Raw genomic sequence first — 10,876 nt, forward strand, 5'->3', positions numbered from 1 at the left:
ATCTATGCTGACCACACCGAGCTGTTTGGGGGTGAGATCTGACGTCCAGGTCATCTGGGGGAGATCCTCGCTGAGGATACGGGTCGGATCGTCAAAGCGGGTTGCATGGACAGATTTAAGCAACCAGTGGTGCTGCTCGAACATCCCCTCCTTCGCCTGTACCACATCGATCAACTTGCGCTCCGGCGTGAAGCGATAGAGGGTAATGCCCATCAGGGCGCCATCATTGCGCACCCCGTTGATGTTGACGAAATTGTGGCCATCCCGGGCCCAGACCCCGGAAGCCGATACGGTCAGTCGCCCTTCGGACATGGCACCGGCCTTGATATCGTCTGCGGTACGCTTGGCGATGGGCGCCACATACTCACCCACCAGACTGAACACCAGCATCAGCGGGATGGCCGTCTTGAGCGCCGCCACCACTATGCTGAGCTTTGAGCGACCGGCGGCCTGCATCACCACAAGCTCGGAACTGCTTGCCAGCTGGCCCAGACCGATCAGCCCCCCCAACAGTGCCGCAAGGGGGAAGAAGAGTACCGCCTCCTTGGGCATGGAGAGCATGACGAAATAGAAGGCGTTGACCATGTCATAGTTGCCATCGCCGACCGACTTGAGCTGCTCCACATACTTGATGAGCGCAGAGAGGCCGACCAGGGTCACCTCACACAGCAGGATCGACATGAAAATGACCCGGCCGATATATCTATCGAGAATGCCAAACATCAGCAGAGGTTCCTATATTGCAGCATCATGCGTTTTCTCTTGGAATACCGAGCGCAGAACGGGTTTGCCCTAAAGACGACCCGATTGATATGCCTATCGAGCATGCCAGACATCAGTAGAAATCCCTATGTGGCAGCATCAATGTGACCCCGAATTGAAGAGTCGCCCTTTGACCCCATTCCACCAGGCGGTGCCCTGCAGGTTGAGTGGCACCCCGATCAACAGCAAATAAGCTATCGGTACCCAGAACATGCCTGGCCAGTGCGGGAGACGACCACTGTCGATGGCCGAACGTGCCGCCGACAGCAACAGGAAGTAGGAAAGATAGAGCAAGATAGCCGGCAGCAGCTTGGCGTAGCGTCCCTGACGGGGATTGACCCGGGCCAGGGGAACCACCAGGAAGGTGAGCACAGGGATGGAGAGCGGCAGTGAGATACGCCACTGCAACTCGGCCATAAGCTGGTTATCCTGGGTACCGAACAATTCCATGGTTGGCTTGGCTGCCGATTTGCGATTGGAGTGCTCGGCCTCTTGCTGACGGATGACCAAGCTGTACTCGCGAAAATCTGAGTTCTGAAACTGCTTGCCATTGAAGTGTCCCTCATAGCGGGAACCATCCTTCAGAGTCAGCCACTGCAGACCATTCTCATCCACGGTCACCTGGCCTTCGGTCGCAATCACCACGGACGGCGGCGTCGTGCCCTGAGCGCGCTGCAACACGAAGATATTATGCAACACTGAGCCCTTGTCATTGAGATCCTGGATATAGGCCACCAACTTGCCGCCATCGAGCTCCATAAAGCGGCCCGCCTGCAGGAAGGAGATGCCCGGATCGGCCTTGAACTCGTCGATCACCTGATACTCGCGCTCCTTGGCAAGAGGCGCGACCCAACCGGTGTTGAAGGCTGCCACCATGGCGGTCAAGAGCGCCAATATCATGGTGGTCACCATGACCCGACGCGGACTCACCCCCACCGCATGCATCACTGTCATCTCACTTTCGGCATAGAGACGGCCGTGAGCAAACAAGATGGCCAAAAACAGACTGATAGGCAGCATCAACAGCGCCATATTGGGCAAGTTGAGCAGCATCAAAGTCGATATGAGGCGCGTGGGCACCTCACCATCGGCGGCATCGCCAATGATCTTGATGAACTGTTGGCTGACGAAGATAAGCAGCAGCACGAACAACACTGCCAGCTGGGTTTTCAGGGTTTCCCTGAACAAATATCGGAAAACGATCACAGTCATTCCCAAGTAAACTTGTGTTTTTAGTCGAATGCCTGAAAAATAGGGCCCTATATTGGATTTTTACCAGTTTGAACTGCGGAGCCTGTGGCTGTTCGCTCCGCCTCTGATACCCAACAAGCACTGCATTATTCAATAAAAGGTGCCTTTTGTCTTTAGGATGTAGGAGATTCCATGGAGTTCAGTGTAAAGAGTGGCAGTCCTGAGAAGCAACGCAGCGCCTGCGTCGTGGTGGGTGTATTTGAACCCCGCCGCCTCTCTCCGGTGGCCGAACAACTGGACAAGATCAGCGATGGCTACCTGAGCTCGCTGCTGCGCCGTGGTGACCTGGAAGGGAAACCAGGCCAGATGCTGCTGCTTCATCAAGTACCGGGTGTGCTGAGCGAGCGTGTCCTGCTGGTGGGCTGCGGCAAGGAGCGGGAGCTCGATGAACGCCAGTACAAACAGATCATCAACAAGACCATCACCACCCTCAACGAAACCGGATCCATGGAAGCCGTCTGCTTCCTGACCGAGTTGCACGTCAAGGGTCGTGACACCTACTGGAAGGTCCGCCAGGCGGTAGAAAGTACCAAGGCTGGCCTCTACAGCTTCGATCAGTTCAAGACCAATAAAGCCGAACCACGTCGCCCGCTGCGCAAGCTGGTATTCAACGTGCCGACACGTCGGGAACTGACCATAGGCGAGAAAGCCATCTCCCACGGCCTGGCCGTGGCGAAAGGGGTTCGGGTCTGCCGCGACGTGGCGAACATGCCGCCCAACGTCTGCAATCCGGCTTACCTCGCCTCCCAGGCCCGTCGCCTGGCCGATTCGTATGACAATATCACCACCAAGGTGGTGGGCGAGCAGGAGATGGCCGAACTCGGCATGAACTCCTACCTGGCAGTGGCCCGCGGCTCCGAAAACGAAGCCATGATGGCCATCATCGAGTACAAGGGTCACCCTGAAGCCAAGCCCATCGTGCTGGTCGGCAAGGGCCTCACCTTCGATTCGGGTGGCATCTCCATCAAGCCGGCCGACGGCATGGACGAGATGAAGTACGACATGGGTGGCGCAGCCTCCGTGCTCGGTACCATGCACGCCCTGGCCGAGCTGCAGCTGCCCATCAACGTCATCGGCGTGCTGGCGGGCTGCGAGAACATGCCAGGTGGCAATGCCTATCGCCCGGGGGACATCCTCACCTCCATGTCCGGTCAAACCATCGAAGTGCTGAACACCGATGCCGAGGGTCGCCTGGTATTGTGTGATGCGCTTACCTATGTGGACAGATTCGATCCGGACACAGTGATTGACGTCGCCACCCTGACCGGTGCCTGCATCATCGCCCTGGGCCATCACACCTCGGGTCTGCTGGCCAATCACAATCCGCTGGCCCATGAACTGCTCGGCGCTTCGGAGCAGGCTGGCGATCGCGCCTGGCGCCTGCCGATGTTCGACGAGTACCAGGAACAGCTGGAGAGCCCCTTTGCCGACATGGCCAACATTGGCGGCCGTCCGGCCGGAACCATCACGGCTGCCGCCTTCCTGTCGCGCTTCACCAAAAAGTACAACTGGGCTCACCTGGACATAGCGGGTACCGCCTGGAAGAGCGGCAAGGACAAGGGCGCCACTGGTCGTCCGGTGCCTCTGCTGACCCAGTTCCTGCTCAACCGGGCCGGTGTGGACATTGAAGAAAAAGAGTGACCATCCGCCAGCCTGCTGATCTCGATCTTGCTCAACAGGACTAGCATGGACATCAAAGAGAAGGAGTGACACCCGGTGGGCCTGTGCTACCCATGCCCTGGCCCTCCTGTTACCCTTAACGCACAAGGAAGAGGCTCGCCTCTTCCTTGTTTCATTACAGAACTGACGGGCAGGGCAACCGCTGCGCTCCCGCCGACAAATCTGCGGCGCGCAGCCCAGCTTGCGCCAAGCGCCGTCACCGCCACACGGGATCGAACCTGATGAGCCAAGTGACCTTCTACCTGATGAGCGAACTGGATGAGACCGGAGCCAGCGCCTGCGAGCGGCTCGCCTGCCAGTTGGCGGCCGAGAGCTGGAGCAGCGGTCACCTCTATGTGCATTGTGCAGACCAGGCTCAGGCCGAGCGACTCGACGAGCTGCTCTGGCAGCTGCCGCCGGATCGCTTCGTGCCCCATCAGCTACAGGGCGAAGCGGGCCAGGCCCCGGTAGAAATTGGCCATCAGCCCCCCAAACGGCGCTACGCCCGGCTCATCAATCTGGCCTGGGAGGCACCTTTGTTTGCAGGGAACTTCCCTCAAGTGGTAGATTTTGTCCCCACTGACGACACGCAGAAGCAGCAAGCCCGCGAGCGCTACAAGCACTATCGCCAGGCAGGCCATGCTCTCGAGATGAGAGACCAGCCCGCACTTGCAGCACACAATCCGGCGCAGCCCTGACTGCCCCCATTTTTATCCATCAGAACCTATCAGCATACGGCGAGACCATGGAAAAAGACTTTTAATCACAATGCCATCGAACAGGCGCTCTATCAGCACTGGGAATCCCAGGGTTACTTCAAGCCCCACGGTGACACCAGCAAAGACTCCTTCTGCATCATGATCCCGCCGCCGAACGTCACCGGCAGCCTGCACATGGGTCACGCCTTCCAACAGACTCTGATGGACACCCTGATCCGCTACAACCGCATGCAGGGCAAGAACACCCTGTGGCAGGCAGGTTGTGACCACGCCGGTATCGCCACCCAGATGGTGGTTGAACGCAAGATAGCCGCCGAAGAGGGTAAGACCCGCCACGACTACGGCCGCGATGCCTTCATCGACAAGATCTGGCAGTGGAAAGAAGAGTCCGGCGGCACCATCTCTCGCCAGATGCGTCGTCTGGGCGACTCCGTGGATTGGGAGCGCGAGCGCTTCACCATGGATGAGGGTCTCTCCGAAGCCGTACAGGAAGTGTTCGTGCGCCTCTACGAAGATGGCCTGATGTACCGTGGCAAACGCCTGGTCAACTGGGATCCCAAGCTCAACACCGCCATCTCCGATCTGGAAGTGGAAAACCGCGAGATCAAGGGCCACATGTGGCACCTGCGCTACCCGCTGGCGAACGGCGCAAAAACCAGCGATGGCCAGGATCACCTGATCGTCGCCACCACTCGCCCGGAAACCATGCTGGGTGATAGCGCCGTTGCCGTGAACCCGGAAGACCCCCGTTACAAAGCGTTGATCGGACAGCACATTCTGCTGCCGCTGGTGAATCGTCTGATCCCCATCGTCGCCGACGAACACGCCGACATGGAGAAGGGCACCGGTTGCGTGAAGATCACCCCGGCCCACGACTTCAACGATAACGAAGTGGGCAAGCGCCACAACCTGCCGATGATCAACATCTTCACCCTGGATGCCCATGTGCGTGCCGAGGCGGAAGTCGTTGATGGCAACGGCAACCCCAGCACCGCCTATGATGCCGCCCTGCCGAGCGAATTCGCTGGCCTGGAGCGCTTCGCTGCCCGCAAGGCGATTGTGGCCAAGCTGGATGAACTGGGTCTGCTGGGCGAGATCAAGGATCACGTGCTGCAACAGCCCTACGGCGATCGTGGCGGCGTGCCCATCGAGCCGATGCTGACCGACCAGTGGTATGTGCGGGTGGCCCCCATGGCCAAGGACGCCATCGCCGCGGTAGAAGATGGCCGCATCCAGTTCGTTCCCAAGCAGTACGAGAACATGTACTTCTCCTGGATGCGCGACATTCAGGACTGGTGCGTCTCCCGCCAGCTGTGGTGGGGTCACCGCATCCCGGCCTGGTATGACGAGGCCGGCAAGGTCTATGTCGGCCGTGACGAGGCCGAAGTGCGCGCCAAACACAATATTCCGTCCGTGACCGTGCTGCGTCAGGATGAAGACGTGCTCGACACCTGGTTCAGTTCCGCCCTGTGGACCTTCTCCACCCTGGGCTGGCCGAACAACACCGAGGCGCTCAAGACCTTCCACCCGACCGACGTGCTGATGAGCGGCTTCGACATCATCTTCTTCTGGATAGCCCGGATGATCATGATGACCATGCATTTCATCAAGAACGAGGATGGCACCCCGCAGGTTCCCTTCAAAACCGTCTACATCACCGGCCTCATCCGGGATGAAGAGGGCCAGAAGATGTCCAAGTCCAAGGGCAACGTGCTGGATCCCCTCGACATGATTGACGGCATCAGCCTGGAAGATCTGCTGGAAAAGCGCACCGGCAACATGATGCAGCCGCAGATGGCCGAAAAGATCGGCAAGCGTACCGCCAAGCAGTTCCCGGAAGGGATTGATGCGCACGGCACCGACGCCCTGCGCTTCACCCTGGCGGCGCTGGCTTCCACCGGCCGCGACATCAACTGGGACATGAAGCGCCTGGATGGTTACAACAACTTCTGCAACAAGCTGTGGAACGCATCGCGCTACGTGCTGATGAACACCGAAGAGCAGGATTGCGGCTTCTCTTCGCAAGGTAATGGCGGCGAGATGCAGTTCAGCCTGGCGGATCGCTGGATCCAGTCCCAGCTGCAAGTCGCCATCCGTGATTTTCGCACCGCGCTGGATACCTATCGCTTCGACATGGCGGCCGGCATCTTGTACGAGTTTATCTGGAACCAGTTCTGCGACTGGTATCTGGAGCTGACCAAGCCGATACTGGGCAAGGGTTCCGAGGCCGAACAGCGTGCCACCCGTCACACCCTCGTCACTGTACTGGAGAGCCTGCTGCGTCTGGCTCACCCCATCATCCCGTTCATCACCGAGACCATCTGGAAGTCGGTGGCGCCGCTGACCGGTGTTCACGCCGATACCATCATGCTGCAAGCCTTCCCACAGTTCGACGCGACCAAGGTGGACGAAGCCGCCATGGCAGATCAGGAGTGGGTGAAGGAGTTTATCGTCAGCATCCGCAACATCCGCGCCGAGATGAACGTGGCACCAAGCGTGCCGCTCAATGTGCTGCTCAAGTGCGATGCCAAAGATGGTCAGCGCGCCCGGGGCAACGAGGCCTCCCTTAAGTCCCTGGCCCGTCTGGAGTCCATCCGCGTATTGACAGAAGGCGATGTCGCCCCGCTGTCGGTGAAGAAGCTGATCGGTAACACAGAGCTGATGATCCCCATGGCGGGCCTCATCGACAAGGAAGCCGAACTGGCCCGTCTGGCCAAAGAGGTGGCCAAGCTGGTTGGCGAGTGTGGTCGCATCGAAGGCAAACTCGGCAATGAGGCCTTCGTGGCCAAGGCGCCGGACGCCGTCATCGCCAAGGAGCGTGAGAAGCTGGAAGATTACCGTCTCCAGCTCACCAAGCTGGAAGCCCAGCAGGTGGAAATCGCCGCCCTGTAAGCAGCAACCCTCGCCACAAGCGTCACCATATCGAGCCCCCTGCCAGCAGGGGGCTTTTTTGTGGCCGCCTCACAGAGCGCGTCGTGATGCGTTTTTACAAGCGGATCCCCGCCAAATTTATTACACTGCCGCAGTGTTCACTATGTGGAGTTAGCTTACTGTATGGAAATGTTGATCCTGATTGGATTGATTGTGCTCAATGGCCTCTTCGCCATGTCTGAAATCGCCATCGTCACGGCCCGCAAGGCGCGGCTCAGCAAGCTTGCCGCCGAGGGGCGCCACTCTGCGGCCATTGCATTGCGCCTGGCCGAGGATCCCACCCAGTTTCTCTCTGCTGTGCAAATTGGCATCACCAGCATAGGCCTGCTAAACGGCATCTATGGTGAGTCAGTGTTGGCCAAACCATTCGCCCTCTGGTTGCAAGAGTGGGGGTTGACCCCAAGCACCAGCAGCCTGCTTGCCACCGTGCTGGTGGTCGTCAGCGTTACCTATCTCTCCATTGTCATCGGTGAGCTGGTGCCCAAGCGACTCGGCCAGATAAGTCCGGAGCGCATCGCCTGCCTGATGGCACGCCCTATGCTCTGGCTGGCAACCCTGACCCGTCCCTTCGTCTGGCTGCTCTCCGCCTCGACCCATGCCAGTTTGCGGCTATTGCGGGTCAGCCAGGAGAACAACAGCCAACTCACCCAGGAAGAGATCCACGCCATGCTGGAGGAGGGCTCCGAAACCGGGGTCATAGAGGCTCATGAGCGCACTATGCTGCGCAATGTGTTTCGCCTAGATGAGCGCCGGCTCGAGTCCATCATGGTACCCCGCAGCGACATCTGCTATCTGGATCTTGCACTTCCCTCCGAGGTCAACCTGATGCGGATGGTGGAGTATGGCCACAGCTTCTTCCCGGTGTGTGACGGCAGTCTCTCCAATCTGGTCGGCATCCTCAACGTCAACAAGGTGCTCCACGCCTATGTGCGTGGTGAAGCCATCGATCTGGCGGCCCTCACCCAGGATGGCAGCCTGCTGCCGGAGACCCTCAACGGCCTGGAGCTGCTCAACCATTTCCGCAGCCATGCCGAACACATGGTGCTGGTAGTTGACGAGTATGGTGAGTTGCAGGGTCTGGTGACCCAGCAGGATCTGCTCGAAGCGCTGGCGGGTGATTTCCAGCAGGGTGAAGATCAGGACAACTGGATTTTTCAGCGTGCCGACGGCAGCCTGCTGCTCGATGGACTCATCCCCCTGCCAGAACTCAAAGATTGCCTGGGGATAAGCCGCCTGCCAGAAGAAGAGGATCATCACTATCACACCCTGGGCGGTCTCATCATGCTGCTGCTGGGACGAGTGCCTCAGACCGGGGATCTGGTCTCCCTGGATCAGTGGCATCTGGAGATCGTTGACATGGATGGTCTGCGTATCGATAAAGTGTTGGCGACCTCAACCAAGCAGTCGGCCGAGGCCGTGGAGTAGGCGTTATGATGGAGCAGTTTTCCCAGTTGGCGCACGCCTTCATGACCCAGGATCTCGCCACCCTGTCAGATCCCAGGATGGCCTTTATGGTCTGCTGCGTGCTGCTGACCTTTCTGGTGCTGGAGAATGGCTTCATTCCTACCGCTTTCCTGCCCGGGGACAGCTTGCTTATCCTGACCGGGGTACTCATCTATCAGGAGGTGATCTCCCCCTGGGTGGTGCCCCTGTTGGTAGTCGCGACCTTCGTCGGAACCTGGCTCGGTTACATGCAGGGCCGCTTCCTCGGCCACACCCAGACCTACCATCGCCTGATGTCCCACATGGAGGAGAAGCACAAGCAGAAGGTGTTCTACCTGCTCAACAAATACGGCATCCTGACCCTGATCACCGCGCGCTATATCGCTTTCGTGCGAACCGTCTATCCCTACATAGTCGGTGCTACCGAGATCCCGCAGGGGCGTTTCCTGATCGTCAATCTGATCAGTTCCATCCTCTGGGTCAGCCCGTTGGTGAGTCTGGGTTATTACCTGAGTCACACCAAGCTGGCTGCCCAATATGAGACCCAATTCCTCAGCATCATCCTCTACCTGCCGCTGGTGCTGCTCGCGGCCGGTCTGGTAGCGCTGATCTGGCGTTGGCTGGTGAGGCGCAAGCCCACGCCGGAGCAAAATAAACCCTGAATGAAAAGGCCATGGCAACATGGCCTTTTTTAATCACGATTATTAATAAAATAGCCGCCGCCGACCTTGTAAAGCCACGACAAAAATGCGTGAATCTACCGCCTTTTTCTGGAGTTGGATGGAGTTGTCGTATGAGGGGTCAGATGCGCACCTTGACGTTGTTGAGTACATTGGCTGGCCTCATGCTGCCCGCCCTGGTCATGGCCGCACCCAATCCTGCGAAACTGCAATTGCAGTCGAGCAGCGCCCTGGTGATGGAGGTCGGCACCGGCAAGACGCTCTATCAGAAGAATGCGACCAGTCGCCGCCCCATCGCCTCTCTCACCAAGCTGATGACGGCTCTGGTGGTGCTCGATGCCAGGCAAGATCTCAACCAGACCCTCACAGTGGACAGCAACGATCGCGACGCCATCAAGCACACCTATTCTCGCGTGCGCATGGGGACCAAGATCAGTCGCCGTGATGCCCTGCACCTGGCGTTGATGTCTTCGGAAAACCGCATGGCCTCGGCGCTGTCTCGTCATTACCCCGGGGGACGTGCCGCCTTCGTGCGTGCCATGAACGCCAAGGCCAAACAGCTGGGAATGCGCAACAGCCGCTTCCATGATGCCACCGGCCTCTCCAGCAGCAATGTCTCCACCGCCCAGGACCTCGCCAAGCTGATCGCAGCCGCCTATCGCCAACCGCTGATCCGCCAGTTTACTCAGGACAGCGATGAAGAGATGCGCTTCGCGGTACCGGGTTACAGCCTGCACTTCAATAACACCAACCCCCTGGTCAAGAACCCTGACTGGGATGTGCGCCTCTCCAAGACCGGCTTTACCAATGAAGCGGGGCGCTGCCTGCTGATGCGTGCCAAACCGGATAACAAGGAGTTGGCGATTGTCCTGCTCAACTCCTTTGGCAAACGCACTCCCATTGGCGATGCCAACCGTATCCGCAAGTGGCTCAAAACCTGAGTAGAAGCTCGTTTGGCTCGATCTGGCCCAAAGAGGGATGCCATGGCATCCCTCTTTGCTTTTCTGCCTCAGCCAGGGCCTTGAGAGCTTTGCAGGCCGCTTGCCTGCCCCCTTGTCCCTCTATCTCGCGCCCCTAACATCCTCAGAGCACATTCTTGCACTAGGTGATCAGCATTGGTGCCAGCACAGATACAGCGTGTCTCTGCACTCTCTCAGCCCCGGCTCAAAAGAGCGACGCGGTCGCGTCGTGGATAAGATGGCGAGTGAGCCTGGAGCCGACCAGGAAGCGCCGACATGAGGCTACCGGTGGCTTGGTGTGGTTCATCTGCAAGGTGGGCGGCAAGGCGCGATGAGGAGGCTGGGTATCAAGATAGGCTGGCGGGAGGCCGGGCTGTCACACCTCCTGCCTCGCGCTTCGATAGGCGCGGGGGAAATCAACAACCTCAGTTTGGCCCATAAAAAACAGCCTCGACCTGAGTCGAGGCTGTCT

Annotated in this window: 8 protein-coding genes; 6 read left to right on the forward strand and 2 right to left on the reverse strand. The window is 58.9% G+C overall.

Annotated elements, in window-relative coordinates:
- Nucleotides 1–723: LPS export ABC transporter permease LptG (lptG, locus tag G113_RS15585; protein ID WP_005906553.1), on the reverse strand; the 723-nt coding region annotated here is incomplete at its 3' end.
- 138 nt (nucleotides 724–861) lie between these two features.
- On the reverse strand, nucleotides 862–1,974 hold the full coding sequence (gene lptF, locus G113_RS15590; RefSeq protein ID WP_005906554.1) for an LPS export ABC transporter permease LptF: 1,113 nt from the start codon (nucleotides 1,972–1,974) through the stop codon (nucleotides 862–864).
- Nucleotides 1,975–2,145: 171 nt separating this feature from the next.
- Here lptF and pepA point away from each other — a divergent pair, with 171 nt between their 5' ends.
- From pepA to pbpG, 6 genes are all read left to right on the forward strand, one after another.
- Nucleotides 2,146–3,654 (forward strand): leucyl aminopeptidase, encoded by a 1,509-nt coding sequence (gene pepA, locus G113_RS15595; protein ID WP_005906556.1) that lies wholly within the window; start codon nucleotides 2,146–2,148, stop codon nucleotides 3,652–3,654.
- Between the two features lie 260 nt (nucleotides 3,655–3,914).
- On the forward strand, nucleotides 3,915–4,370 hold the full coding sequence (locus tag G113_RS15600; protein WP_005906558.1) for a DNA polymerase III subunit chi: 456 nt from the start codon (nucleotides 3,915–3,917) through the stop codon (nucleotides 4,368–4,370).
- 18 nt (nucleotides 4,371–4,388) lie between these two features.
- A complete protein-coding gene (locus G113_RS15605; RefSeq protein ID WP_040319299.1) occupies nucleotides 4,389–7,283 on the forward strand; it encodes a valine--tRNA ligase in 2,895 nt (964 codons plus the stop codon).
- 162 nt (nucleotides 7,284–7,445) lie between these two features.
- Complete coding sequence (locus G113_RS15610) at nucleotides 7,446–8,747, forward strand: hemolysin family protein (protein ID WP_040319300.1); 1,302 nt, start codon at nucleotides 7,446–7,448, stop codon at nucleotides 8,745–8,747.
- 8 nt (nucleotides 8,748–8,755) lie between these two features.
- Nucleotides 8,756–9,427: a DedA family protein gene (locus G113_RS15615; RefSeq protein ID WP_040319301.1), complete on the forward strand. Its 672-nt coding sequence runs from the start codon at nucleotides 8,756–8,758 to the stop codon at nucleotides 9,425–9,427.
- 143 nt (nucleotides 9,428–9,570) lie between these two features.
- Nucleotides 9,571–10,386, forward strand: a complete 816-nt coding sequence (gene pbpG / locus G113_RS15620; RefSeq protein ID WP_407919106.1) for a D-alanyl-D-alanine endopeptidase — start codon at nucleotides 9,571–9,573, stop codon at nucleotides 10,384–10,386.
- The last annotated feature ends 490 nt before the right edge of the window (nucleotides 10,387–10,876 follow it).

This window comes from Aeromonas molluscorum 848 (genome assembly GCF_000388115.1).
In the GTDB taxonomy this organism is placed as follows: Bacteria; Pseudomonadota; Gammaproteobacteria; order Enterobacterales; family Aeromonadaceae; genus Aeromonas; species Aeromonas molluscorum.

Bases quoted from the DNA above. Each gene is read 5' to 3' on its own strand.
- lptF (WP_005906554.1), bottom strand. From the start codon at position 1,974: ATGACTGTGATCGTTTTCCGATATTTGTTCAGGGAAACCCTGAAAACC.
- pepA (WP_005906556.1), top strand. From the start codon at position 2,146: ATGGAGTTCAGTGTAAAGAGTGGCAGTCCTGAGAAGCAACGCAGCGCC.
- G113_RS15600 (WP_005906558.1), top strand. From the start codon at position 3,915: ATGAGCCAAGTGACCTTCTACCTGATGAGCGAACTGGATGAGACCGGA.
- G113_RS15610 (WP_040319300.1), top strand. From the start codon at position 7,446: ATGGAAATGTTGATCCTGATTGGATTGATTGTGCTCAATGGCCTCTTC.
- G113_RS15615 (WP_040319301.1), top strand. From the start codon at position 8,756: ATGGAGCAGTTTTCCCAGTTGGCGCACGCCTTCATGACCCAGGATCTC.
- pbpG (WP_407919106.1), top strand. From the start codon at position 9,571: ATGCGCACCTTGACGTTGTTGAGTACATTGGCTGGCCTCATGCTGCCC.